Here is a 24,562-nt window from a genome sequence, read left to right as displayed (position 1 = left end):
TATATCAAAAATATAAGGGCCTTGATCGGGATTCAATAAATATAATTACTGCAGATATTCCAGCTCCAGCTATAGGACCAAAGATTGGAATCAAATCAGACAGACCCACCAATATTGAAATCATAGGAGCATTTGGTATGGCAAAAATTATCATGCCAATATAAGTTAGGACAATAAGCAAGGCCACTGATATCATCCTAGAATAAATATAGTCTTTAAAGGTGTGGTAGGATAAAGAAAAAACTTTATTTACATAGTCCGCATCTTTTTCATCTAGAAAAGCATAGAGCAACTTATTTCCATTTAATTTTAGCATATCTTTATAAATAAGTACAAAGATTGAAAAGACAACCACAGTAAATATAGTAATGGCACTTGAACCAATTGAATTTATTATACTTGAAGTCATAGTAAGCAATGATTTGCTGTTGGTATTTATATATTTAAAAATAGGTCCATTCACACTTAGCCAATTTACATCCTCGGTTATTTCCCTAAAATCATTAGCATAGTTTTTTGTTAGGGGATTATTCTTCAAAATTTTATAGGTCTCATCTACAAAAACTGGCCATTTGCGGATTAAGGTTAGGGCAGATTTGATAATTTGTGGAATGAAGATATTTAATAGCAAGGTTAAAAATAGCAAGACGCATATCCAGGATAAAACTAAAGATACGCCACGAATTGCCTTCTCTTGCTTTGGATCCTTGTAATTTTCTCTAATCAACCTATAGAAAAAGTTCATAGGTATATTTATGATGTAGGCTAACATAAATCCTATGATGAAGGGTTGGATAATCCTTATAAATTTGCCTACAAAATCCAAAATTTCCCTAAGATACCAGAAGATAAAAAATACCCCAAGTCCTATAAGTATTATTTTGAGTATGTTTTTTGATCTTTCATCTAATTTGTTCATTTGTTTTCTCCTAGTAAGTCACAATAATTTTACCCAATTTTTTCTCTAAAATAAAATTTGGTATATAATCTATATAAGAAATCCTAAGGAGGAAATTTTGAGTAAATGTTATATAATCGCTGGTGGCGAATTTGATGGTTTTTATGACCAAATCCAAGATGATGACCTAGTAATTGCTGCTGATAAAGGCTATGAATATGTAAAAAAGGAGGGCCTAAAAGCTGACTTTATTGTGGGAGACTTTGATTCAACTAGCCTACCTAAAAGTGGAAATGTTATAAAACTAAGTCCCATTAAAGATGATACCGACACAAAGTCAGCCATGAAAATTGCCCAAGAAAAGGGCTATAAGGAAATAATAATTTATGGAGGCTTAGGAGGCCGTGAGTCCCATACTATATCAAATATTAGAAATGCTCTCGAATTTAAAAAGATGGGCATAGATGTAAGGCTTAAATCAAAGAATAAGGAACTAATAATTATAGGAGATGAGCTTTCCCAAAAATTTGAAGATGATTATTATGTGTCAATATTTGCCCTATCTGAAGTTGCAAAGGGCCTTACTATAAAGGGACTTTACTATGAACTGGATAATTATGATATGGAGATATCCGATAGTCTAGGAGTTTCAAATGAAACTTATGGCAGAGATTTTACTATAAAAATAAAAGATGGCTATATTCTAATTATATTTGAAAAAAAGTAGGGCAAATTACATTATTTGCTCTACTTCTTCTTTAGTAAAATCTTCTTCTAGTCTTTCTTTGCGCATTTGCTCAAAGTTTTTGTTGGCTTTTTCTCCTAGACTTTGTTCATCAATTTCTTTTTCTTTTAGTTTTTTTATAGTTCTATCTTCTTTTAAGGTATAAAAGACTGTTGCAAGAGGCATAAATAAAATCATGCCCATGATGCCGAATAATCTTCCACCCAAAAATACAGACACAAAAATCCATATAGCTGGTAGTCCAGAGTGTTTGCCAATAACTAATGGATAAAAAATATTTTCTTGGACTTGTTGGAGTATTACCAAAAATATTATAAATACTAATGATTGAAATGGTGATTGGATAAATATCATAAGCATTCCAAAGGCAGCCGCTATAATTGGACCAAAGTATGGGATAATATCAAGGGCTCCAACCAAGATTGAAATCATACCAGCATATGGCAATTGCAAGATTTTCATACCTATGTAGTTAAAAACTCCTAGAGCAAAACATGACAAAAACCTCGTGTCTAAAAATTTGGCAAAGGCATCATAGGTCAATTTGCACAGATAATTTATAGTATCCGCTCTACTTTCATCAAAATTAGCATATAAGAACTTATTGGAGTTTATTTTCAAGCTCTTCTTATTGATGCTGACATAAATAGAAAATATGAAACCCATTGCTATAGCAATCAGGGTCGAACTTACTGATGATAAAATACTTTGAGCACGATTTAGGACATTTGATTTCTCACCACTTATGTAGCTAGTTATCTTGTCGGATATGTTGTTTAGATCAAAGTTTCCAATTTGATCCCTAATATCAACTATAGCTTTATTCAAAGCTGGTATTTTTTCTGTATATTTTATAAGTGCATCAGCAAAGGCTGGAATATTTTTTATAGCAGTCTGAGATGCATTTATGGTCTCTGGTATTATTACTAACAAAATCAAAGTGACTGCCCCAAAGAATATGAGCCAGCTAAAAATCAAAGATAAGATTAGTATAAGTTTTCTATGCTTTTTGGGGTCAAATAGTCTGCCAAAAACTTTATCTTGAAAAAAGTTCATAGGTAAGTTTATGACAAAAGCCATAGCAAAGCCCAACAAAATTGGTCTTATGACAGCATAAATGCTCACCAAAAAAGAGCTAACTGGCTTTACATACCATAGGGTGAAAAAAACCAGTAACAAGATAAGACCAACTCTCAAATTATTTTTGGATTTTCTATCCAAGTTGTTGGTAATCTTCATTATTTTCCTTCCTATTATTTACAATCTATCCTTCCAAGGATAAGTTAAGTTCAAACCAAGTTTCGTCCAAGTTTTCTTTTTCTTCTTCCAAAGATTTAATCTGTGCAAAGGTATCTTTTACCAAGTCTTGGTCTTGATAAAAATCAGCTGATATAGTGAGATTGTTTAGTTCTTCTAACCTCTCTTCAACTTCATCCATCTTCTGTTCGATTTTTTTAATATCATTTTTTATTTTTTTATCTCGTTGCGTTTAAGATTTTGCTTCTTTTTCTCTTTGTTTAGCTGAGTTTTTGAAATAGTTTGACTTTCCTTATCCTTAGCCATCATTTCTTTCTGCTTTTCAACATAATAGTCATAATTACCAAGGTATTCGCTCATGCCATCATCTTTCATTTCAAGGATTTTGACTGCAATTTTGTTTAAGAAATACCTGTCGTGGCTTATAATTAAAATAGTTCCTTCATAGTCAAGTATGGCATCTTCTAAGATTTCCTTTGAATCAATGTCTAGGTGGTTGGTTGGCTCATCCATTAGGATAAAATTGGTGTCAGATATCATTAGTTTTAAAAGCGATATTCTAGCACGCTCACCACCGGAAAGTTCAGATATTTCTCTATCCACATCTTCATTATAGAACATAAACTTGGCCAAATATGATCTGATTTCAAAGTTAGTTAGCATTGGATAAGTATCTGATATCTCTTCAAATATAGTATTAGACAAATTCAAAGATTTTTGTTCCTGGTCAAAATATCCGATATTTACACTTTGACCAATTTTTATTTTGCCTGAGGAAGGAGTTTCTTCAGCCAAAATGATTTTAAATAGACTTGTTTTCCCAACTCCATTTTCGCCAATAATAGCTGTTCTCTCATTTCTAAAAATATCAAAGCTAATATTTTTGAAAATTTCTTTGTCATCATAAGTTTTTGCCAGTTTAGCCACCTTAAGAACATCTTCTCCACTTTGAATTCTAGGGGTGAATTTTAGCTTCATTGCATTGGCTATTTGATCTGGTGCTTCAATTCTTTCCATCTTGTCAAGAAGTTTTTGCCTAGATCTTGATTGAGATATTCCTCTTTTTCTTTTGGAACCGCCTTGGTTTTTTAGTCTATCAATAATTTCTTCTTGCCTAGCGATTTCCTTTTGCTGGCTCTTGTATTGGTGTAGCCTTACTTCTAAATCTTTCTTTCTTTTTTGCATAAAGCTAGTGTAGTTGCCCGCATAAATATTAAGCGACCCATTTTCCATAAGAAAAACTTTATTTACAGTCGCATCCAAAAAGTACCTATCGTGGGAAATTACCACAACGGATCCATCATAGTTTTTAATAAAATTCTCCAAAAATCTGATGGCGTTGATATCCAAGTGGTTGGTAGGTTCATCTAGTAAAATCAAATCTGGTTTTTCTAACAAGAGATAGGCAAGCTCTACCCTTGCCTTTTGTCCACCTGATAGAGTGCTTATGCTCTTATCAAAGTCCTCGCTCTCAAAGCCCATGGCTTTTAAGGTTCCCTCAAGTTCAGACTTTATAGAGTAGCCGTTGTTTTTTTCAAACTTTTCAAATAATCTATTGTGATCTTCCAAGAGCTTATTCATTTCTTCTTCAGAAAGGTCAGTTCTTGTAAGTTCCTTTTCAATTGACCTCAGCTCTTTTTCTATGCCGATAAGATTTGAAAAAACTCCCATACAATGATCATAGATACTTTGGTCGGTGTCAGTAGATAGTTGTTGTTTTAGATAGCCGATTTTTAGGCCATTTGGTATATAGATTTCTCCACTATCCTTAGATAGTTCTCCTACTAAAATTTTAAAAAGGGTGGATTTGCCAGCCCCATTGTTGCCAATAAGACCAACCTTATCACCCTTTTCTATTATAAAGCTAATATCAGTAAATATATCCCTAGTAGGATAAGACTTACTTAAATTGCTTGCCGATAATATATTCATTAAAAATTATAGTCCTGTGGAGAATTGATGAAATATGTAAGTGTAAACAATGATTCATCTAAGTGTACGTTTTCTAACACTACTCCATTTTTAGTTTTTAAATCTACTGGAGAAAAATTCCATATACCCTTTACATTGCCATCACAAAGTACATCGCAAATCTCTTGGCTTGCTTCTTTTGGAGTTGCAATTATTCCTATATCTACCTTGTTGTTTTTAAGATAAGTCGCAAGATTGTCAACATCTTCTATTTTTAAGTCAGAAGGTGCATTTTTATTAGGCTCTTTATCAAAAACTGCACTAAATTTGTAGCCTAAGGTTTTGAAAGATTCGTATTGATAAAGGGCATGGCCAATATTACCATAGCCAATTAGTACCATTTTGTATTCTTTATCAACGCCGATTATCTTTGATAATTCATCCATAAGATCTCTTACATTGTAGCCATATCCTTGTTGACCAAAGCAGCCATAGTGGTTTAGGTCTTGTCTGATTTGGCTGGCCGTAAGGCCAGTGATCTCAGAAAGTTCTTTTGATGATACTCTTACAATCCCCTTATCATTGATACTTTCTAAATATCTGTAGTACTTTGGTAATCTTTTAATTACTGATAGAGATACTCCATTGTCTTTAACCATTATTTCCCTCGCCTTCTTCATTGATTAAATCTTCATCTGTTAAATCTTCTACAAAAATCACTTTTTCAGTATTATACTCTATTTTTTCATCATTGTTAGATTCAAAGACAATTTTTTCACCAATTTTTAGGTCTTCACTAGAAATATTATTATTTTCTTTGGTAATTTCTTCATTTTCATCCTTAAGATTATCATCAAATAAATTATTATCAGATGTATCCTCATGATCATAAGCTAGACTTTCTTCTGATAAATCTTGACTATTGGTCATAGCTCTTTTAAGTTTTAGTGAGTTTATTAGGTGAAAAACATACAAGACTATAAGACTTGTGTATAAAATCATTTGACTATTTTTGTTTAGCAACTGATTAGCAAAGCTTATAGTTGCTGGTATCTGTGGTACAAACCTTGATAGGACAAGTATAGCTGGTATGCTAAGTAGTCCAAAGGCTAAGGCAGTAAGTATAGCCGTTAGTATAGAAAATCCAAAGGCATCTTTTTGTAAAAGTATGTGTAGGGCAAAAACTAGCATCAAAATCCAGGCAAGTAAAAAAGCAAAGGCCCAAATATATGTGACAAGCCAAATTGGAGATCTCATAGAGATTATTGTAGTCACAAATATTATTAGGATTATAATGCTTATTGTTTGACTTAGGACTTTTTCAAATCTTTTGTTCATATTTCACCTACTTATTTTTCTTTGATTTGTATCTTAGGTTTGAATCTAGTATTCTCTTTCTAATTCTTAGATTATTTGGTGTTATTTCAATTAGCTCGTCATCTTCAACAAATTCCATCATTTCTTCCACACTCATTTTTTTGGCTGGCGTTAGCATGATGGCATCGTCAGAACCGCTCGCACGGGTATTTGTTAGTTTCTTCTGCTTACATACATTGACATCTATATCTAGGCCCTTTGGGTTCATACCAACTACAAGACCTTCGTAAACCTCATCTCCTGCTTCTACGAACAATAATCCCCTAGATTGGGCAGCGTTTAGGCCGTAGGCGCGAGCTATACCTTGCTCACTAGCTATAAGAGATCCATCTTGACGAGTTTCAATCTCTCCCTTATATGGAGCATATCCTTCAAATTCTGAGTTTAGGATACCTGTACCCTTAGTATCAGTTAGAAATTCTGTTCTATAGCCTATTAGACCCCTTGCAGGTATTCTAAAAATCATTCTGGTATAGCCAGAAGATGTTGGAGTCATGTCAATTAGCTCGCCTTTTCTGCGTCCCAATTTTTCTATGACAGAACCTGTGTATTCTTGATCTACATCTATTGTGGCGATTTCTATAGGTTCATTTTTCTTACCATCTATTTCTTTATACATTACTTCTGGTTTAGAAACTTGGAATTCATAACCTTCACGTCTTAAATTTTCGATTAGAACTGAAAGGTGAAGCTCTCCACGACCTGAAACCTTAAAGCTTTCTGTAGAATCTGTGTTTTCTACTTTTAGTGAAACATCTGTTTCTTTTTCTTTAAATAACCTATCCCTTATATGTCTACTTGTAACATATTTTCCATCACGACCAGCAAATGGTGAATCATTTACTGAGAAAGTCATAGAAAGTGTTGGTTCGGATATTTTGGTAAACTCAATTGGTTCATGGTCCGCTTCTGTTCCAATAGTATCTCCAATTGAGATATCTTCCATACCAGAAAGAGCCACTATTGATCCAAATTTAGCTTCCACGACTTCCACTCTATTTAAGCCATCAAATTCATAGATAGTTACGATTTTTGATTTCATTTTCCTATCTTCTTCGTTGTAGTTTGTGATTATTGCATCTGCATTTTTCTTGATAACCCCTTGTTCAACCTTGCCTATGGCAATTGATCCAAGGTAGTCATTGTAGTCTGTAGTTGATACAAGAACTTTAAATGGTGCATCTTCCTCTGCTTCAAAGGCAGGTGTGTAATCTATTATTGTATCCAAAAGGTCTGACATATCGTTCTTTACTTGACCCTTGTCTAGGCTTGCCCAACCATTTTTTGCTGACGCATATACAAATGGACTTTCTAAGTATGATTCATCCGCATCAAGTGATATAAATAAGTCTAGGATTTCATCCTCTACTTCATCAATTCTTTGATCAGGCCTGTCAACCTTATTTATACAAATAATTGCTGGAAGTCCCAATTCTATAGCTTTTCTAAGGACAAACTTAGTTTGTGGCATAGGTCCTTCGTGGCTATCTACAACTAGGACAACGGATTCAGCCATATTTAGAACACGCTCTACCTCACCACCAAAGTCAGCGTGTCCTGGGGTATCGATTATGTTTATTTTCTTATCTTCATAATGGATTGCAGTATTCTTAGAAAGGATAGTAATCCCTCTTTCTTTTTCTATAGAATTTGAATCCATTACTCTTTCATTTACCGCTTGATTTTCACGAAATGTTCCTGCAGTTCTTAAAAGTCCATCAACAAGGGTAGTTTTGCCGTGGTCAACGTGGGCTATAATTGCAACATTTCTTACATCTTCTCTTCTCATAATTCCTTCTTTCAAACTTATAAATTCTATCAATATATTATATCTTAGACTATATCATTATCAATTAAACACATAAAAAATCACCTAGAATTAAAATCGCTAGGTGTATTTATAGCATGCTTTAGAGACGAACAAAAGCTACTACCATATTATCTTTGACTATCAAATTATCAGATAAAGTATTTACTATCTGTATTCCCCTGCCGTGATGAGATAGTAAGTTTCTATCCTTGCCATAATTTATACCTTCACCTTCATCTTTAACCTTTATCATACAATAATCTTTATCAATTAGGATTATGACTTCTATAATCTTATCAAAATCTTTTGCATTGCCATGTTTATAAGAATTCACTATAAGCTCATCTAGAATAAGCCTAAGTTTAAAAATCATATCTTCATCAAGATTTAGATTTTCGAGAAATGCAGTTGTATCATCTCTAAATTCTTTGATAAGTAAAAGATCGGAGTGAAGCAAATTTCTAATAATCTCCATAATTAGCTCCTCTTAACTTATTAACTTTATACCCAAAGAATTCTAAATAACATTGACAAATTCAATAATTTAATAATTTTCTGTCAAAATATGATAGAAAAACAAAATGTGTGGTATAATATATATGTAATAACAATGAAAGGAGACATTGGTATGAAATACGTATGTACAGCATGTGGATACATTTATGATCCAGCTGAAGGCGATGTTGATAACGGAATCGAAGCTGGAACAGAATTTGACCAACTTCCAGAAGATTGGGTTTGCCCAGTTTGTGGAGTAGGCAAAGATATGTTTGAACCACAAGAATAATTAAACAATTAGAAGAGGCCTTTGGCCTCTTTTTCTTTTAAAAAAATCCAAAAGCTAAGTAAGTCACCTAATTTTTGGATCTAATCTTTTTATTTTCTCTAACCTTTAGAGCTAAGCTTAGAGCAACTGATATGCCAATTACTAGTATAATCCCTAAGATAATTGGTAGAGATGATTTTTTACTATCTTTCTTATTGCTTAATTTGGGAGATCTTGATAGAGATGAAGACTCGCTTTTTATCAAATCTTTTTCATCTAAATCTTTGGCTTCATCATTTGAATTATTGTCATCTTCATCAGAGCCTGGTGCATCAATTTCTAAAACTAGAGTTTCATTTTTTTGATCAAACAAGGTCACTTCATCATCTTCTTTATTGATATAATCATAGGCTTCTTTTGATGCCATTTTCACATTTTTATTAATCTTATCTATAGCTTCTTGGGCAAGCTCTTGTTTTCTTGCATCAGATTTGGCCGCTTCAATTTTTTTGTTATATTCTTTGACTATATATTTTGTAGTCTTGGCAATTTTTTCTGATTCTTCCTTGCTTATCTTTTTAGAAACTACTACATCGCTTACTTTTTCAACAGTCTTTGTTATATCATCATCTTTTTTATAACTGTCAGCTTTTCTGTTTTGCTCCCTTTCTTTATTTTTTTTCAAAAATGTTTTGATTTCTGCCATCAACTCATCTACATCCTTGCTTGATGATGTTTGCTTACTAATGTTATTGGGAGCTGGGCTAATATCAAGAGTAGATGATGAACTGTTTTCTTTCGATTCCTTGGAGTTTTCTGTAGTATTTGGATTTTTTAAAGGCTTTGATGTCGTTACACTATTTGTAGTATTTTTACCTTCCTTTTTTTCAGGATTATCCTTACTTTCACTAGAAGGTTTTTCTTGTGTTTCTACTCTATCTTTAATTTCTTCAGTACTTTCGTTTAGATCTTTGATTACTTTATCTACGTCAGTATCGGGCTCTGTTAAAATTATATTTTCTCCCGTTTTAAGATCTGAACTAGCCGTCTTGCCATTGACCTCTTCTGCTTCGTTTGCATAAGATTTAGGAGAAAAACACAAAGCCATGGAAAGGAAAATTAGACTTAATTTACTAATTGACTTCATATATCCTCCTTAACTTGGTCTCTACTTATATTTTACACTTATTTCCTACACAATTCAAAGCAAATCTTTATTTTTCTATAGCTTGATGCCAGAAAAATTTGTACAAACTATCAAATTTTCCTATATAATTTTTTAGCCATGGTTTTCTCTTGCCACAAAAATGTAGGATAGCAGTATTTTCCATGATATCGTCCAGATTATAATCATACATTAGCTTGTACGTAGTAAATCTTCTGGCATCGTAATTGTATTTTAGCTCTGGAATCTCCATAATTTCATTTCTAAAAACAACATTTAAAAGGTCTTGGTCGGGCATCATAAGCCCTGCCTTTCTGGTGTTGTTGGCATAGTCCAGAATTTTTTGCTGGTAGATATCACCTCTGGCCTTTTGTAGATTTATCATAAGTATGCCAGAATTGTAATATCTAGTAATATCAGTCTTTTCACTTGTTATCATAAGTCTAGCCTTATTGGCAGTTTGAACCGTAGGGATGGTATGGATGGCCGCCATAAAAAGATTGTCTTTAAAATCCTCATTATATAAGTCTTCTAGTGAATTTAAAATTAAAATATCTGGGTCTAGATATAAAATCCTATCCATATCTTCTGGAAGGTACTTGTAGGCAACTAACCTATAGTACATTTCACTTGTGTAATAAAAAGTAGTTAGGGCAGACGAAAATTCATCATCTACCCTAACATTGTTCAAACTTGCTTTATTATTTGATTTTTCTTTTAAAAACTCTCTTAAATCCTCAATACTTCTATCGTCAATAGACTTGTGCATGAGGTAGATGTTAATGTCACTCTTATTAGTTAAAAAAAGTGAATATAGCATCGTCTTTAGTGGCTTAAGATAGTTTTGATCACAACTTACTAATATATTCAATTAAATCTCCCCTATTCCGAATCGCTAGTTAGGTAAAATCCTTTACCAATGATTTTTGATGTATTTAATATAGTTATGAAGGCATATGGATCTATATTTTTTAGAAAAGCTCTTGTCCTAGGAGCTTCCTTTGGTGATAAGACCAAGAAGAATATAGATCTTTTGACCCCCTTGTATAAACCCATCCCATCAAGGACAGTGGCTGAACGGTTCAAATCATCTCTGATGAAACTACCAATCTCCTTAGGCTTTGTAGTAATTATTATGAAAAATTTATCTGTATTAAAGGATTGTATGATTACATCTACGAAAATCCCTTTTAACAAAAGACCTAAAACAGAGAGTAAACCAATTTCAACGTCAAAAATCCAAATAGAAGCAATAGTAAAGATACCATCTACCGCTAAAAGAGCCTTGCCTACTTCAAGTGATGAGAATTTCTTCAAAATCATAGCAATTATATCAGTTCCCCCAGAACTTGCTGCAAGGTTAAAAAGTATTGCAGAGCCAAAGGCTGATATCAATAGTGTGTACACTAACTCTAGCATTTTGTTGCCTGTAAGCGATCCTTCGATTGGACAAATGTAATCTAGGGCAAGTGCTGTTAGTGAGTTTAGTATAGCAACATATCCTGTCCTTAGGGTGAAGTGCTTGCCGAGGATAAAGAAAGCTATTACTAGCAAAGCTATGTTTATAATTAGGGTTAATTGAGGTCGTGTAAGAGGAACGAAGGTTGATGCAATGATACTCATTCCCTCAACCCCACCAATTACAAAGGAATTTGGATACTTAAAAAAATGTGTACCACAAGCCATAAGTATTGCGGCAAAAGCCATGAGCAAATACCTAGTCAACTCATCCATAGGATCGTGATTGTATTTGGCCATAGCCCTTCTTTCCAAGTAATTATTTATAAAATGTCTTCCAAAAATTTCATTATTCCTTTTCTCATCGGAACATTCTTTAGCCACCATTATCTCCTTAATTAGTTGTCTGAATAATTATCAAAATAGCCTTGGACTAAAACAATTGGTGTTCCCTTATCTCCAGAACCTGATGTTAGGTCAGCTAGAGATCCTAGCAAATCAGTGATTTGTCTAGGTGTAGTACCTAGGGTTTCGTTTTTGCCTACTAGTTCTTTTTCTTTTTTTGAAATCCTATCAACCATAGCATTTGTCCTATCTTCTATGGACAAATCAGCAAATTCGTTATCTGCTATATATTTGATTTTGATCTCGCTTGGAGTACCCATAAGACCCTTTGTAAAGGCAGGAGATACAACAGGATCTGCTAGCTCCCAAATTTTGCCTACTGGATCTTTGAATGCTCCATCACCATAGATCATAACTTCGATTTCTTTGCCAAATTCTTTTATTAATTTTTCTTGAAGCTTACTTACAAATACTTCTCCATCCCTTGGGAAGAGTTTTACCATATTTTCTGTAGATAGGTTTGAACCCAATAGACCATATTGGCTGTTGTAGCCTGAACCATCTATAGCTTCTGTCATAATATCGTCTAAGGATAGTATGCTTTCTCCGCCAGCTTCTTTTAGTTGTCTTTTTACAATATTTCTTGTGTGGATTGAGCAAACTAGTACATTCTTTGAAAACTTAAGTGAATCAACTGGATTGTTCAAAAAGTGAATCTCAGAATTCTCTGCCATATCAGTGTAAAGTGATGGATAGTCAATACCAGTAAATGTGTGTTTGTACTCTCCCGCAACTTTTCTAAATTCATCTAGGTCAAGTACGTCTTTGTAAGGATTGATGTCACTATTAAATAGGTCCATCTCATCCATTAGGTAATTTCCTACCTCATCTTGTGGATAAGATAGACAAATATGTAGTTTCTTGCCTGATTTTGCTATAGCCTTTAGTAGAATTGAAAATCTATTTCTTGAAAGAATCGGAAATAAAACTACCAATTCATCACCATCAAATTTATTGTTGATGTCCTTAGCTATTTGATCTATAGAAGCGTAGTTGCCTTGAGCTCTTGCTACTAAAGATTCTGTGACGCATACAACGTCCTTGTCGTTAATTTCTATATTGTGGCTCTCGCTTGCATCTTTTACGCTTTTAGAGACGATTTCTACTAAATCATCACCTTTTTCTATAATTGGTGCACGAAGTCCAAAAGTTCTTGTTCCTATATATCTTTTCATTATAATCCCCTTTCTAAAAAATTATACTTTCATATTTCCAATATAAAAGATGCTAAAATTAACTTCTAGCATCAAATTTTGATCCACATTTTGGACATTTTACTTTTATCTTGCCTTTTTTCTTTGGAATTCTAAGTTTTTGCCCGCAAATTGGACAAGTAATGTACTTGTGATTTTTGTCATTTCTTTTTGTTTTTATATCTCCTTTAAATCCTCCAAAGGATTTTTTAATCGGATTTAGGAACTTATCCTTAAAGTAATTATTCTCAAGCCTTCTCTTTTCAATATTTTTAGAAAAGGCTCTAAAAATAGCATAGGCAAAAAACACAAATCCCAAAGTATACAAAAAAGATGATTTGGCAAAATATGAGATTAGGGATGTGATTATCCCGGCCCATAGTAAAAATATTCCAAATTCGTCTGTATTTATTTTATTATTCATCAATCCCCTCAACTAATTCTTCTAAAATTTTGCTGATATCTCCTTGGATGAGATAATCAGCCCTGGAATCCCTACCTGTAGGGTCCATGTTTATTAATACTAGTTTATTTCCCCTATAAAAATCTATAAGACCCGCTGCAGGATATACGGCAAGAGATGTACCACCGATTATTAGTACATCAGCATTGCTTATAAGATTTATGGCATAGGAAATATTATTCTGGTCAAGACCTTCGCCATATAAAACTATGTCTGGCCTTACAATACCACCACAAGCTTCGCATTTCACTAGGCCATCAAATTTTTTTGTATAGGCAAGGTCAAAATTCTTGCCACACTTGGTACAATAAAAATCAACTAGGTTGCCGTGAAGTTCTATGACATTTTTGCTTCCCGCATCCTGGTGAAGGCCATCTATATTTTGGGTAATAATGCCCTTAAGCTTGCCCATTTTTTCAAGCTTGGTTAAAGCATAATGGCAGGCATTTGGTTTTATCCCCTCTATCATTAGATTTTCTCTACAATAGGTCATAAATTCATCTGGATGATTTATGAAAAACTCATGGCTTAGCATATATTCTGGCGAATAATTTGAATTGTTTTCTTTGTTATAAAGGCCTGTAGCAGACCTAAAATCAGGCAGACCTGATGCAGTTGAAACTCCTGCCCCGCCAAAAAATACAATATTATTAGAATCTCTGATTATTTGTTTTACCTTATCAAAATTTTCCATAATAACTCCAATCTATAAATCTAAGTTCTCCTCTAGATTACCAGTATTCAAAGTCCACATTCCTATCAAAACTATTATATAATATATTAGCGTCGTTATGTTCTTATATATGCCCAAATTCCCTATGGCAAAAGGATATATGAAGGCATAATTCATAGGCAAGGCGTGCTGGATACCAGATCCTACTAAAACTAAAGAATAGTGCTTGCAAAGGAAAAATCCTAATATAAGGACAAGGCCTATAATAAGTATTATTAGCGCATTGCCATAATCTTTCTTAGTAAATCTATTTGTTGCCTGGCCATAAAAACTTATGGCAAAAAATATCAAAAACCAAATAAGCCCTAGGAAAAAGTAGTATAGTAAATCACTTGTGATTTGATAATTCAATAGTTTCAATAAAATCAAAGTAAATATCAAATTGTAAATATAAACTAAGACTAGCAATAATAATTTGCTTGTAAAATACTTAGATCTTCCCATAGGCAAAGAAAAAACAATAGTTGATGAGCTTGTAAACAAGTCTTTTCTTATAAGGCCTATTGCAAAACTTACTATAGCAAAGGCAAATATTATTAATATCACATTGAAGACCATCTTATAGGATAGGATGCTATCAAGGGATAGAAAATTAATTGGTGCAAATTCTAAGGCCAGGCCCAGGACTATAAGTAAAGCAAAGAGAATACTTATATTCCTAAAATATCTTTTATTTCTTATAAAATCAAATTTCAAAAAATTCATAATATTAACCTAAATAAATATTGTCATAAAATTCACTTATGCCAACTTCTTCTTTTTTGCCAATATTTATAGCTGTATCTCTATAGTGAATCTTTCCATTTTCAAGGAAAATCACTTCATCGAGGAGATTTTCCACTAATTCTAGTTGCTGAGAGGCAATAAAGAAGGTTTTATTTCCATCAATTCTATCAATCAAAAGATCCATAGCCTTACTAGTAGATATTGGGTCTAAGCCATCAAAAACTTCATCCAAAAGGAAAATATCTGCATTGCTAGCAAGAGCCAGGGCAAGATTTAACTTCTGTCTTTGGCCCTTTGATAAGCCCATAGCCATTCTTTTTTCATCAAGTCCAAGAAATTCTAGGATTTCTTTTGACTCATCTGCTGAAAAATCAGGATAAAAGTGTTCATATAAACTGATTAAATCGATTATCCTAAGCTTTTCCTCAATAATTAAGTCATCAGCCTTATAAATAATATTTCTCTTTATATCAGGGCTAAGCTTTTCACCCAAGATATTAAAAGATCCAGAATCCGCCTTAACAAGACCAGTCAAAATCTTAATAAGTGTAGATTTGCCAGATCCACTTGGGCCAAGCAAGCCAACCACCCTTCCTCTTTCAATGTCAAAAGATATGTCATCAAGGGCTGGGTTATTATTATATTTTTTACTTATATTATTAACTTCAATAGCCTTATCCATTTGCAAGACTCCTAAGTTTCAAAATCTCTATAACATCATCGAGACTTAAGCCGATTTTATTGAGATTAGTTGAGAAATCATTTATATATCGGTTTAGATATTGATTTTTTAACAAACCAATTTTTTGATTGTCAAAAATATAATAATATCCATCAGATTTTTCTTCGATAATATTTTCATTCTTTAAAATTTCTACTAAGTCCAAATAATAATTTGGATTTATTTTAAACTTACTGGTAAAAAACTTTCTATCCTTCAATCTTTCGCCACTTTTTATCTTTCCGCTTAATATATCAATAATTATATAATCTCTGATTTGGTCTACTTTGCTAGTATATGTCATATCAATTAATCAAACTTACCTTACTATCATAATCTTTTACAGCATCAACAAAAACTTGGACGACCCTTTGGCCATATTCGCCCAAATTTTCAAATATCATATGAAAATTTATTATCTCAATCTGATTGTCCTTGACAACTAATTCATCGTAAAGGGCATCGAGATTTTCTACATAATAATCAAAAATACATTTTTCATTTAATAATTTGTAAAAAGTTTCTCTATCTTTAAAATCATTGGCATCAAATCTAATCATAATATTCCTCTATTTTACTTTTTACTTACTTATGGTATTATTATAACAGACTTTGGAAAAAAGCTCTAAATTTCATAGTTTTAAAAATTTTCAAGAAATTTATAATAAAAGCTTGACAAGATAATTTATTTATCGTATACTAAATGAGTAATCGTTAATAACGGGGTGTGGCGCAGCTTGGTAGCGCGCGTGTTTTGGGAACATGAGGTCGAAGGTTCGAATCCTTTCACCCCGACCATATTATTAGTAATCAGACTTTTGTCTGATTTTTTTGTTTATAGTTTTATTTACTAAGACTTTTTGATAACTCTAGGTTTTGAGAAAGTGAGGCTCGAATGTTCGAATCCTTTCACCCCGACCATATTATTAGTAATCAGACTTTTGTCTGATTTTTTTATTTATAATTTTATACAAGTACCACTGTCATGTTGAGCACAAGCGAAATATCTCCTAGGTAATGGTGCTTTGGGAGGTCCTTCGCTCCCTTTGGTCGCTCAAGGATGACAGGAATGTTTAGTTTCCATTATTAATACAACAATACTCTACTGTCATATTGAGCGAATTTGAAATATCTCCATAGCAATAGTACTTTTGATTATTTTGCGTCTTATTATAATGTATTTTTCTAGTTTTTAACTTTCTTTGTAATAAAAAAACCTACAATCACTTATGATTGCAGGTTTTTTTCTAAAATGCTTGCATTTTGTTAAATGTTTGGCCACTCATTTCGCCTTGTTCACTTACGTTTAATGTTCCATTTTCAAATGTCGCATTTATTGGAGTGTCTACGTTTACTCCTTGTATTGTTAGGCTTATTTCGTTTCCATTTTCTTGCCAGCTTCCTTGATGGACTCTGTTATCTTTTTGATATTTCAAAGTTCCATCTTCTCTTAGGCTTAGTCTAGTGTCATTGCCTTGATATTCATTTGCTACTCCATCTGTCTTTGTGAAGTAGTTTGATTGGTCAACAGCAATGGAATCATCTATTGTTAGCCCTGATAATGAGTTGTTTATTCTAGCTATGACCTCTTCTAGGAATCCAAAACCATAGTATGGGATTTCATAGTAGGTATAGTCATCAGCCACAAAGAATTTGTGGAAGATTTCATTATCTGTTGTTAGTGGACCTTGGCTATAGAATTTACCGTCTTGGTCTTTCTCACCTTTAACATTTTGGTATTCTACAAATGAATAGTAGGTGTATTGATTTTTGTAGAGTCCTTCATAATCTTCATTTGCCTTGATTTCATATACTAACATAACTCTATTTTTTAAATCTTCACTATTTGAATCTGTTCCTGTGATTGCGCCAAGATAGTTCATTGATTCAATTTGTGTGAATGTTCTTTCGTTGAATGTTTCTTTTATCAAGGTTCCAGAATTTGTTTTTAATATATTTAGTAAGTCTTCACTTAGATTGTCTACACTGGCTATATAACCGTCGCTAGATTCGCTAGACTCTTTGTCCTCTTCTTCATCCTTTTGGTCACTTGACTCTCCTGGAACAGTGATGGTTTTATCAAGTGGACTTAGCCTTACTTTGTAGTTATTAAATATTTCTTCTTCATTTAAGTTTATTGTAATATTTACTTCTTCACCAGCTTTTAATTCGCTAGTTTTGCTTGGCATAATTTCTAGCTGACTCATATATTCTGGTGCGTCTTCTGTTAGATTTGTTGTTAGACTTATGTTTGGATCATCTCCTTGGAAGTTTATATCAATATAGTTAAATGGATCGATATATTCTTCTACATTTAGTCCATCTACGATTACAGATTTCATTGTGCTTGCAAATAATACGTTGTAATCATCTGCAAGGCTTGGGTCTGACACATTAGCCACAACCGTTATCTCTTCACCGTTTGAAAGATTAGAATCTTTTGAGAATTGGAAGGTCGTTGCACTAGCTAATTCTTCTACAAATTGGTTGGCAGCTGATCCGTATTGATCATTCTTCCTATCCTTGTTTATATATTGAATTTGGCTAGCAAAATCATTTAGAAGTTTCGTAGTGTCAAGAGATGCATTTGGCGATGCACTAGCATTGTCACCTGTGTAAGTTACATCAATATAATTGCTTAAATCTATCTCAACATCTTTTGGTTTTCTATTCATAAAGAAATAACCAATAACAATAGCAAGAGCTAATAATAAGATTGGCAATAGATAAATTGGCTTGAATTTAAATCCTTGCTTATTATCTATCTCTTCTTTATCACTTTTGACTTCTTGGCTTTCTTTTATGCTCGGTTCATAAGCTTTGTTTTCTGGTATACTTTGAATGTTGTTTTGATTATAAGTCTCTTGATAAGTATTATTTTGAGCGTAAGTCTTTTGATAAGCATCGTTTTGACTTTGATTACTTCTAATCAAGGCTGCAAGGTTACCAGAGCTAGCCGCTTTTTTGTCAGAATCTTCAGAGCTTTTCTTTAGGAGATTAGCAATCCTAGCTTCAACATATTCACTTGGTATGTCGTCAATAGTAGGTGAATTTTTTACACTAGAATTATCATGAATATTATGAGAATTTGCTAAACTTTGATTATTTGAAGAAACTGCTTCCTTTGAACTTTCAAAGCTTCTTTGGCTTAGAACTTCTCTAGATTCAAAGCTATTTACTTCTCCTGTATTCTTTCTTCTCTTATCCTTGCTTTTTCTATCATCAGTAGGATTATATCCATAGTAAGCTGGAGGGATTTCTTCTTCAAATTCCACTCTTTGCTCCAAGGATTCTTCTGGAGTATTATTTCTAAATTCTGATTGATCAGATTCAGAATCAATGGAAGTTTCTTCAAAAGCTTTTTCATTTTGAACAGTTTCTTCCTCTGCGGTCTTGTTTTTACTTTTAAAGACAGAGAACATTTCTTTAAACTTATTAGATTTAACTTCGCTATTATCTTTATTACTGTCTTCTTGATTTTTTATTAAATTTTCATTAGTATTTAGGGATTGGTAGGTTGATCTGCCTATTAGATTGTCTTCTTCACTTGTTTCAATATCTTTTTCTATAGGATTTTTATCAAGTTTATTGCCACAAACAGGGCAAAATCTAGCATTATCATCAACCTTTGCCCCACAATTAGAACAAAACATTGATTCTCCTCAATAAAGGTATATATATTATAATATACATCATTAATAAAAAAATATAAACCCTTTGCAGAGTTTATATTTTTAAATTCTAAATATTATCAAGATTTAGATATGGTTTACCAGAAGCTTTTGGAGCTTTTGACTTCCTTTGGAAGATAATTAGTATCAATAATGTTGCAATATATGGAATCATAGAAATAAATTCTATTGGAACGCTTAGGTTTGATCCACCAAGATATGTTGCTATTGATTCTGCTAGACCAAAAAATAGTGAACCAACTAGGACACCTTGTGGCTTCCAGTTACCAAATATAACTGTTACAAGGGCAATATAACCTTGACCTGCGATTAGCGTTGGTGAGAAAGAACTTACTACTGCAAGTGACATACTTGCACCACCCAAGCCAGCCATAAATCCTGAAAATATTACTGCTAAATATCTAGTTTTCTTTACAGGAATATTTAAAGTTTCTGCTGCCTTTGGATGTTCACCAACAGCTATAAGTCTAATCCCCCATTTTGTCTTGTACAAAAATAGGTATAGAACCACAACCATAAAGATAGCTATATAAACAGTTGCATACTGTCCGAAAATATTTAAGAAAATTTGATTTTTACTTATAGATCTAAATAATCTAGGAATCTTATTTTCTAGTGGGATTGAAGGTGTTTGTGTAGCACCATCAAAAAATAACCTAGCCAAAAATAGGGCCAAACCAGGTCCTAGGGTATTGATAGCTATACCTGATATAGTTTGGTCTCCTGCAAAACTAACCGAAATAATAGCATGAATTAGACCAAATACAGCGCCAGCAAGGCCGCCTGCTATAAAGGCAATCCATGGATTACCCACTTTAAAGCCTACAGTTGCCCCGACAAGGGCTCCTATTGTCATCATTCCTTCAAGACCGATGTTTACAACACCAGATTTTTCACTCATCATGCCACCAAGGCCTGTCAAAAGCACAGGAGCAGCATTTGAAAATGTATTTCCCAATATGAGTGCTAACATTACTAAATTCATCTACTCCTCCTCACTTTCTACTTTTCTAACCTTAATCTCTTCGCCAGTTTCATTTATAATATTTGGATTATTATTACTTTCCTTGTTATCAAAATCCTCATTAGGATCTTTTACGTCAATTTTATCCGTCTCATCTTCTTTAACTAGAATTTTTTCTTCTTGACTTTCTTTATTTGATTTCTCACTAACAAATTTGTCACTTTCAAGCTTAGCATTTTTTTCTGCTTTTTTCATTTTTCTTCTAGCTTTTATAATTCTAAAGATAAGTGGAACAGCTGTAAATAGGATAATTGTACCTATGATAATATTAATTAATTCTGATGGAACGCCAAGAACTCTCTGCAAGTTGCTACCTGCATATTTTAAAGATCCAAAAAATAGACCTGAGAATATTACAGCAATTGGATTGTTGCTTGCTAGAAGCGCTACAGCAAGTCCATCAAAACCGTAGTTATCCATAGCAGATAAAACTGATAGGCAGTATGTGTATCCTAGTACTTGACAAACACCAGCAAGAGCACATATAGCCCCAGATATAGCCATGGATTGGATAATTTTATTGCCAGAGTTTATTCCACCATATTCACTTGCTTCCCTGTTTAGTCCAACAGCCTTTAGTTCATAACCTAATACAGTTTTGTTTAAGATATACCACACAGCAATTACCGCAAGGATGCCAAGTATTGTTCCAAGATGCACTGGTGCCTTAAAAAATTTGCTGAAAAATGGTCCAAAGTTTTTGTATGAATCCTTAAACAATGTAACCTTTGCACTATCTAAGATATCAAATGTAGAAAAAGCATTTGGCTTTTGGTATTTATAGGCTATAAAGTTTTGGAAATAAAATGCTATCCAGTTTAACATTATTGTTGAAATTACTTCATGGATTCCAAATTTTGCCTTTATAAAGCCAGCTATAGCTCCATATAAAGCACCTGCAGCCATTGCTAAAATAATAGCTACTATTGGGTGGATGATTGGAGGTAGTGGCAAAGCGTAAGCAACCATAAATCCTACAATTGTTCCTACAATATATTGACCCTCAGCCCCCATATTGAAAAGCCCTGTCTTAAAGGCAAAGCATACACCAAGACCTGTTAGGATGATTGGTGTAGAATATACTACCGCCCAGCCAATATTTCTAGGTGTCTTTATAACACCAGAAACAAGGGCGCCATAGGCTTCAAGTGGGTTATAACCAGATACGCCTATTACTATTGCTCCTATCAAAAGTCCCATAAATATGGAAACTAGAGTAAACAAAATTTTTGAATTATTTAAGGCAAGTTTTCTTTTTGCTTTTATTTGTGTATCTGTCATTTTCCACCTGCCATTAATCTTCCTATTTCAAACTCATCAGTCTCACTAGGAATTTTTTCTCCTACGATCTTACCATCATAGATTACCAGAATCCTATCTGATAAGTCCATTACTTCATCTAGCTCAAAACTAATGAGTAATACTGCCTTGTTATTATTTCTCAAATCCACAAGATACTTGTGAATAAATTCTATAGCTCCAACGTCTAGTCCACGAGTTGGTTGAGATGCTATTAGTACATCAGGGTTATTTGCAATCTCTCTGGCAATTATTACCTTTTGTTGGTTACCACCAGACAAACTCATAACTTTTTCGTTGATGTTATTCGGTCTAACATCAAATTTCTCTACCAAGTCTTTGGCATTATTGTCTATATTTTTGAAATTAAGCTTGCCCTTTGTTGAGAAAGGTTCCTTGCTAACATTTTCCAAAATCATATTATCCTTTATAGGATATTCCAAAATAAGGCCTCTTTTTTGCCTATCTTCTGGGATTGAGTTCATGCCAGAATCTATAATAGTCCTAGGATCTTTATTTGTGACATCAACGCCATTTAGGGTTATTGTGCCACGATTTGATTTTGCCATACCGGTTAAGCAGTCAATAAGCTCACTTTGGCCGTTGCCATCAACACCAGCTATACCTAAGATTTCTCCTGCTCTAATCTCTAGATCAAGACCCTTTAGTATATCTATGCCTCTCTTATCCTTGGCCCATAAGTCTTCTACCTTAAGAACTACTCCACCTGGTTCTTGAATTGCCTTATCTACTTTGAAGCTTACATTTCTGCCGACCATTTTTTCAGCCAAAATATTTTCATCAATATCAGCAACCTTTAGCTTATCTATATACTTACCACGTCTTATAATTGTACAATAGTCAGCCATAGCCTTTATCTCTGCTAGCTTATGAGTGATAATAATAATTGATTTCCCAAGCTTAGTTAGTTTGTTAATAATTTCTATAAATTCGTTAATTTCTTGTGGAGTTAATACAGCTGTAGGCTCGTCAAATATCAATATATCAGCTCCCCTATATAGGGCCTTCAATATTTCTACTCTTTGTTGTTGGCCAACAGATATATCTTCAATTTTTGCATCTGGGTTTATTTTTAGACCATAATCATCAGAAAGTTTTTGAATCCTTTCCTTGGCTTTTTTTCTATCCAGAAATAGACCATCGTCGTCTTCATGACCTAAAATAATATTTTCCGTAACACTTAGGGGTTCTATTAGCATAAAGTGCTGGTGAACCATACCAATTCCTGCATCTATGGCTTTTTTAGGAGTCATATTTGGAATACTTACTCCATTTATAGAGATTGTCCCACTAGTTGGAGGGAACATTCCATACAAAATATTCATCAGGGTTGTCTTACCAGCCCCATTTTCTCCCAAAAGAGCGTGAACCTCAGATTTGTGAAGATCAAAGTTAATATCAGTTAAAACTTCATTGTCTCCAAAACGTTTGGTAATATTTCTCATAGATACTACAGGATTATCATTGTATTGTTTATCCATAATATCCTCGCTAAATTTATACTCTTATTTATTTTAACACATTATCGATAATTATTGTAGATAAAAACTTATAAAATACTCTATTATGCATAAATTTTTTGCAAATTAATCTTTAACGTAAAAAAAAGGGGCTGTTGCAAAAGTCCTAACATAGAAAAAAGACGAGGAAGCTAAACATCCTCGTCTTTTTCTGATACAATGTATTTATGAAAACCGTTACAAATACATCATCACTAACTAATTTTACACTAGTTAATGATACAATTCAATTAAAATTAAACTTTAATACAGAAATATACATTCAAAATGATGTTAAACTAAGGCTTGTAAAAAATATAATTGAAAGGATAGATCTAGCAGAATTAAAAAAAGTCTACTCATCATTTGGAAGAAAACCTACTGTAAATCCAGTAACTATGCTGGAAATAATAATATTCTGCTATTCAGAAGGAATATTCTCATCAAGGGAAATAGAAAAATCATGCAAATATGATCTAAGAATAAAATATCTTCTAGATGGAGAAAATCCACCAGATCATAGTACAATAAACAGATTCAGACAAAAAATAGTAGAACTAACACCCAATCTATTAAATCAAATGGTCCAAATACTAATAGAAGAAAAACAAATAGACCTATCAAGCATATACATAGACGGAACAAAAATAGAAGCCTACGCCAACAGATACAGTTTTGTATGGCGAGGAAGCATAGAAAAATGGCAAGAAAAACTAAGAGTAAGAATAATAAAGCACTTCGATTTAAGTAATGAATTAACCCCATCCCAAGTATTAGAAATAGTAAAAATAGTATTTAATCAAGTAAGTAAAGAATGTAAAGAAAAAAGATAAACTTTGTACATGGGCAAGGCAAAAGAAAACACCAACTTCAACGAGACTATGAACAATTAAAAGATTGGAAAAACAAACTAGAAACTTACAATAAACATTTAGAAATAATGGGCGATTACAGAAACTCCTACTCAAAAACAGACTATGATGCAACCTTCATGAGAATGAAAGAAGACCACATGAGAAATGGTCAACTAAAACCAGCCTACAAAAATTAGCCCGTCCGGCTCGTGGAGGACTAGCAAGTGCATCAGGCTTCATCATAGGAGAAAATGTATCACACCATCCATCCGATATGTACACCCTAAAACCATTCTTAAAAAAACTACAAGAAAACTATCCAAACAAACTAGACAAAATAGTAGCAGATGCAGGATATGAAAGTGAAGAAAACTATGTATATCTAGCAGAGAACAATCTAACATCCTACATAAAACCATCAAACTATGAAAAATCCAAAACACGGAAATATAAAAAAGAACAAGCATTTAAGGAAAGCTTAAACTATGATGAACATCAAGACAAATACATATCAGAAGAAGGTAAAGAATTCGTAAGATGTAAAG

General features: G+C 33.1%; 25 protein-coding genes, 1 tRNA gene and 1 pseudogene. 5 read left to right on the top strand and 22 right to left on the bottom strand.

Annotation, left to right across the window (positions count from 1 at the left end):
* Positions 1-4 precede the first annotated feature (4 nt).
* Complete coding sequence (locus tag BN38_RS09730) at positions 5-919, bottom strand: AI-2E family transporter (protein ID WP_094777104.1); 915 nt, start codon at positions 917-919, stop codon at positions 5-7.
* A gap of 97 nt (positions 920-1,016) precedes the next feature.
* Here BN38_RS09730 and BN38_RS09725 point away from each other — a divergent pair, with 97 nt between their 5' ends.
* Complete coding sequence (locus BN38_RS09725; protein WP_044567378.1) at positions 1,017-1,625, top strand: thiamine diphosphokinase; 609 nt, start codon at positions 1,017-1,019, stop codon at positions 1,623-1,625.
* Between the two features lie 6 nt (positions 1,626-1,631).
* Here the strand turns inward: BN38_RS09725 and BN38_RS09720 are convergent, their stop codons facing one another.
* The 7 genes from BN38_RS09720 to BN38_RS09695 form a co-directional block, all read right to left on the bottom strand.
* Positions 1,632-2,882: an AI-2E family transporter gene (locus BN38_RS09720; protein ID WP_044567376.1), complete on the bottom strand. Its 1,251-nt coding sequence runs from the start codon at positions 2,880-2,882 to the stop codon at positions 1,632-1,634.
* Positions 2,883-2,907: 25 nt separating this feature from the next.
* On the bottom strand, positions 2,908-3,081 hold the full coding sequence (locus BN38_RS11465; RefSeq protein WP_230197781.1) for a hypothetical protein: 174 nt from the start codon (positions 3,079-3,081) through the stop codon (positions 2,908-2,910).
* Positions 3,082-3,110: 29 nt separating this feature from the next.
* Positions 3,111-4,832, bottom strand: a complete 1,722-nt coding sequence (gene abc-f, locus BN38_RS09715; RefSeq protein ID WP_044567374.1) for a ribosomal protection-like ABC-F family protein — start codon at positions 4,830-4,832, stop codon at positions 3,111-3,113.
* Positions 4,832-5,470 (bottom strand): redox-sensing transcriptional repressor Rex, encoded by a 639-nt coding sequence (locus BN38_RS09710; protein WP_044567371.1) that lies wholly within the window; start codon positions 5,468-5,470, stop codon positions 4,832-4,834. Before BN38_RS09710 ends, abc-f begins: the two co-directional genes overlap by 1 nt.
* Complete coding sequence (locus BN38_RS09705) at positions 5,463-6,149, bottom strand: DUF3488 domain-containing protein (protein WP_044567368.1); 687 nt, start codon at positions 6,147-6,149, stop codon at positions 5,463-5,465. Before BN38_RS09705 ends, BN38_RS09710 begins: the two co-directional genes overlap by 8 nt.
* Positions 6,150-6,156: 7 nt before the next feature.
* Positions 6,157-7,977: a translational GTPase TypA gene (gene typA / locus BN38_RS09700; RefSeq protein WP_044567367.1), complete on the bottom strand. Its 1,821-nt coding sequence runs from the start codon at positions 7,975-7,977 to the stop codon at positions 6,157-6,159.
* Between the two features lie 121 nt (positions 7,978-8,098).
* Positions 8,099-8,473 carry an ATP-binding protein gene (locus BN38_RS09695; protein WP_044567365.1) on the bottom strand — a complete coding sequence of 125 codons (375 nt, stop codon included), beginning with the start codon at positions 8,471-8,473 and terminating at the stop codon, positions 8,099-8,101.
* 153 nt (positions 8,474-8,626) lie between these two features.
* On the opposite strand from BN38_RS09695, the gene rd reads away from it, so the two are divergent.
* Positions 8,627-8,785 (top strand): rubredoxin, encoded by a 159-nt coding sequence (gene rd, locus BN38_RS09690; RefSeq protein ID WP_019190929.1) that lies wholly within the window; start codon positions 8,627-8,629, stop codon positions 8,783-8,785.
* A gap of 67 nt (positions 8,786-8,852) precedes the next feature.
* Here the strand turns inward: rd and BN38_RS09685 are convergent, their stop codons facing one another.
* The 10 genes from BN38_RS09685 to BN38_RS09640 all read right to left on the bottom strand — a co-directional run bounded on the left by BN38_RS09685 (position 8,853) and on the right by BN38_RS09640 (position 16,188).
* On the bottom strand, positions 8,853-9,911 hold the full coding sequence (locus tag BN38_RS09685) for a hypothetical protein (protein ID WP_044567360.1): 1,059 nt from the start codon (positions 9,909-9,911) through the stop codon (positions 8,853-8,855).
* A gap of 67 nt (positions 9,912-9,978) precedes the next feature.
* Entirely contained in the window at positions 9,979-10,800 is an 822-nt protein-coding gene (locus BN38_RS09680; protein WP_044567359.1) for a glycosyltransferase family 8 protein, read from the bottom strand.
* Between the two features lie 11 nt (positions 10,801-10,811).
* Positions 10,812-11,774, bottom strand: coding sequence for a YitT family protein (locus tag BN38_RS09675; RefSeq protein ID WP_044567357.1), 963 nt, complete (start codon positions 11,772-11,774; stop codon positions 10,812-10,814).
* 11 nt (positions 11,775-11,785) lie between these two features.
* Positions 11,786-12,967, bottom strand: a complete 1,182-nt coding sequence (locus tag BN38_RS09670) for a coenzyme F420-0:L-glutamate ligase (RefSeq protein ID WP_044567356.1) — start codon at positions 12,965-12,967, stop codon at positions 11,786-11,788.
* A 58-nt stretch (positions 12,968-13,025) separates the two neighbouring features.
* The gene (locus BN38_RS09665; RefSeq protein ID WP_044567354.1) at positions 13,026-13,409 is read right to left on the bottom strand and encodes a hypothetical protein; all 384 of its coding nucleotides are present in this window, start codon (positions 13,407-13,409) and stop codon (positions 13,026-13,028) included.
* Positions 13,402-14,142: an NAD-dependent protein deacylase gene (locus tag BN38_RS09660; protein WP_044567352.1), complete on the bottom strand. Its 741-nt coding sequence runs from the start codon at positions 14,140-14,142 to the stop codon at positions 13,402-13,404. The genes BN38_RS09665 and BN38_RS09660 overlap by 8 nt, the downstream gene beginning before the upstream one ends.
* Positions 14,143-14,154: 12 nt before the next feature.
* A complete protein-coding gene (locus BN38_RS09655; RefSeq protein ID WP_044567350.1) occupies positions 14,155-14,886 on the bottom strand; it encodes a hypothetical protein in 732 nt (243 codons plus the stop codon).
* A gap of 4 nt (positions 14,887-14,890) precedes the next feature.
* Positions 14,891-15,589: an ABC transporter ATP-binding protein gene (locus tag BN38_RS09650; RefSeq protein WP_044567348.1), complete on the bottom strand. Its 699-nt coding sequence runs from the start codon at positions 15,587-15,589 to the stop codon at positions 14,891-14,893.
* Positions 15,582-15,932 (bottom strand): GntR family transcriptional regulator, encoded by a 351-nt coding sequence (locus tag BN38_RS09645; protein ID WP_044567346.1) that lies wholly within the window; start codon positions 15,930-15,932, stop codon positions 15,582-15,584. The genes BN38_RS09650 and BN38_RS09645 overlap by 8 nt, the downstream gene beginning before the upstream one ends.
* Before the next feature lies 1 nt (position 15,933).
* Positions 15,934-16,188: a barstar family protein gene (locus BN38_RS09640; protein ID WP_044567344.1), complete on the bottom strand. Its 255-nt coding sequence runs from the start codon at positions 16,186-16,188 to the stop codon at positions 15,934-15,936.
* Positions 16,189-16,349: 161 nt separating this feature from the next.
* Between BN38_RS09640 and BN38_RS09635 the strand changes: the two genes are divergently transcribed.
* Positions 16,350-16,426: transfer RNA gene (locus tag BN38_RS09635), tRNA-Pro, on the top strand.
* A gap of 449 nt (positions 16,427-16,875) precedes the next feature.
* On the opposite strand, the gene BN38_RS09630 is transcribed toward BN38_RS09635, so the two are convergent.
* From BN38_RS09630 to BN38_RS09615, 4 genes and pseudogenes are all read right to left on the bottom strand, one after another.
* Positions 16,876-19,281: a zinc ribbon domain-containing protein gene (locus BN38_RS09630; RefSeq protein ID WP_044567342.1), complete on the bottom strand. Its 2,406-nt coding sequence runs from the start codon at positions 19,279-19,281 to the stop codon at positions 16,876-16,878.
* Positions 19,282-19,369: 88 nt separating this feature from the next.
* The gene (locus BN38_RS09625; protein WP_044567339.1) at positions 19,370-20,305 is read right to left on the bottom strand and encodes an ABC transporter permease; all 936 of its coding nucleotides are present in this window, start codon (positions 20,303-20,305) and stop codon (positions 19,370-19,372) included.
* Positions 20,306-20,515: 210 nt separating this feature from the next.
* Positions 20,516-21,625, bottom strand: a pseudogene (locus BN38_RS09620) (ABC transporter permease); the annotation flags it as partial.
* Positions 21,622-23,145: an ABC transporter ATP-binding protein gene (locus BN38_RS09615; protein WP_044567337.1), complete on the bottom strand. Its 1,524-nt coding sequence runs from the start codon at positions 23,143-23,145 to the stop codon at positions 21,622-21,624. The gene BN38_RS09615 and the pseudogene BN38_RS09620, both read right to left, overlap by 4 nt.
* Before the next feature lie 206 nt (positions 23,146-23,351).
* Between BN38_RS09615 and BN38_RS11460 the strand changes: the two genes are divergently transcribed.
* Together BN38_RS11460 and BN38_RS11455 are read left to right on the top strand one after the other, a co-directional pair.
* On the top strand, positions 23,352-23,996 hold the full coding sequence (locus BN38_RS11460) for a transposase (protein WP_230197779.1): 645 nt from the start codon (positions 23,352-23,354) through the stop codon (positions 23,994-23,996).
* Between the two features lie 295 nt (positions 23,997-24,291).
* Positions 24,292-24,562 (top strand): transposase (locus BN38_RS11455; protein ID WP_230197778.1); only part of this gene is annotated, 271 nt, incomplete at its 3' end.

Origin of the sequence: Anaerococcus provencensis (genome assembly GCF_000312365.2) — a bacterium.
Classification (GTDB): Bacteria; Bacillota; Clostridia; order Tissierellales; family Peptoniphilaceae; genus Anaerococcus; species Anaerococcus provencensis.
Note: the sequence above shows the minus strand (reverse complement) of the source record. Positions and strands in the feature narration are given on the sequence as shown.

Excerpts from the sequence above, each read along its gene's own strand:
- BN38_RS09730 (WP_094777104.1), bottom strand. The coding sequence starts at position 919 with ATGAACAAATTAGATGAAAGATCAAAAAACATACTCAAAATAATACTT.
- BN38_RS09720 (WP_044567376.1), bottom strand. The coding sequence starts at position 2,882 with ATGAAGATTACCAACAACTTGGATAGAAAATCCAAAAATAATTTGAGA.
- BN38_RS11465 (WP_230197781.1), bottom strand. The coding sequence starts at position 3,081 with ATGGATGAAGTTGAAGAGAGGTTAGAAGAACTAAACAATCTCACTATA.
- abc-f (WP_044567374.1), bottom strand. The coding sequence starts at position 4,832 with ATGAATATATTATCGGCAAGCAATTTAAGTAAGTCTTATCCTACTAGG.
- BN38_RS09710 (WP_044567371.1), bottom strand. The coding sequence starts at position 5,470 with ATGGTTAAAGACAATGGAGTATCTCTATCAGTAATTAAAAGATTACCA.
- BN38_RS09705 (WP_044567368.1), bottom strand. The coding sequence starts at position 6,149 with ATGAACAAAAGATTTGAAAAAGTCCTAAGTCAAACAATAAGCATTATA.
- typA (WP_044567367.1), bottom strand. The coding sequence starts at position 7,977 with ATGAGAAGAGAAGATGTAAGAAATGTTGCAATTATAGCCCACGTTGAC.
- BN38_RS09695 (WP_044567365.1), bottom strand. The coding sequence starts at position 8,473 with ATGGAGATTATTAGAAATTTGCTTCACTCCGATCTTTTACTTATCAAA.
- rd (WP_019190929.1), top strand. The coding sequence starts at position 8,627 with ATGAAATACGTATGTACAGCATGTGGATACATTTATGATCCAGCTGAA.
- BN38_RS09685 (WP_044567360.1), bottom strand. The coding sequence starts at position 9,911 with ATGAAGTCAATTAGTAAATTAAGTCTAATTTTCCTTTCCATGGCTTTG.
- BN38_RS09675 (WP_044567357.1), bottom strand. The coding sequence starts at position 11,774 with ATGGTGGCTAAAGAATGTTCCGATGAGAAAAGGAATAATGAAATTTTT.
- BN38_RS09670 (WP_044567356.1), bottom strand. The coding sequence starts at position 12,967 with ATGAAAAGATATATAGGAACAAGAACTTTTGGACTTCGTGCACCAATT.
- BN38_RS09665 (WP_044567354.1), bottom strand. The coding sequence starts at position 13,409 with ATGAATAATAAAATAAATACAGACGAATTTGGAATATTTTTACTATGG.
- BN38_RS09660 (WP_044567352.1), bottom strand. The coding sequence starts at position 14,142 with ATGGAAAATTTTGATAAGGTAAAACAAATAATCAGAGATTCTAATAAT.
- BN38_RS09655 (WP_044567350.1), bottom strand. The coding sequence starts at position 14,886 with ATGAATTTTTTGAAATTTGATTTTATAAGAAATAAAAGATATTTTAGG.
- BN38_RS09650 (WP_044567348.1), bottom strand. The coding sequence starts at position 15,589 with ATGGATAAGGCTATTGAAGTTAATAATATAAGTAAAAAATATAATAAT.
- BN38_RS09645 (WP_044567346.1), bottom strand. The coding sequence starts at position 15,932 with ATGACATATACTAGCAAAGTAGACCAAATCAGAGATTATATAATTATT.
- BN38_RS09640 (WP_044567344.1), bottom strand. The coding sequence starts at position 16,188 with ATGATTAGATTTGATGCCAATGATTTTAAAGATAGAGAAACTTTTTAC.
- BN38_RS09630 (WP_044567342.1), bottom strand. The coding sequence starts at position 19,281 with ATGTTTTGTTCTAATTGTGGGGCAAAGGTTGATGATAATGCTAGATTT.
- BN38_RS09625 (WP_044567339.1), bottom strand. The coding sequence starts at position 20,305 with ATGAATTTAGTAATGTTAGCACTCATATTGGGAAATACATTTTCAAAT.
- BN38_RS09615 (WP_044567337.1), bottom strand. The coding sequence starts at position 23,145 with ATGGATAAACAATACAATGATAATCCTGTAGTATCTATGAGAAATATT.
- BN38_RS11460 (WP_230197779.1), top strand. The coding sequence starts at position 23,352 with ATGAAAACCGTTACAAATACATCATCACTAACTAATTTTACACTAGTT.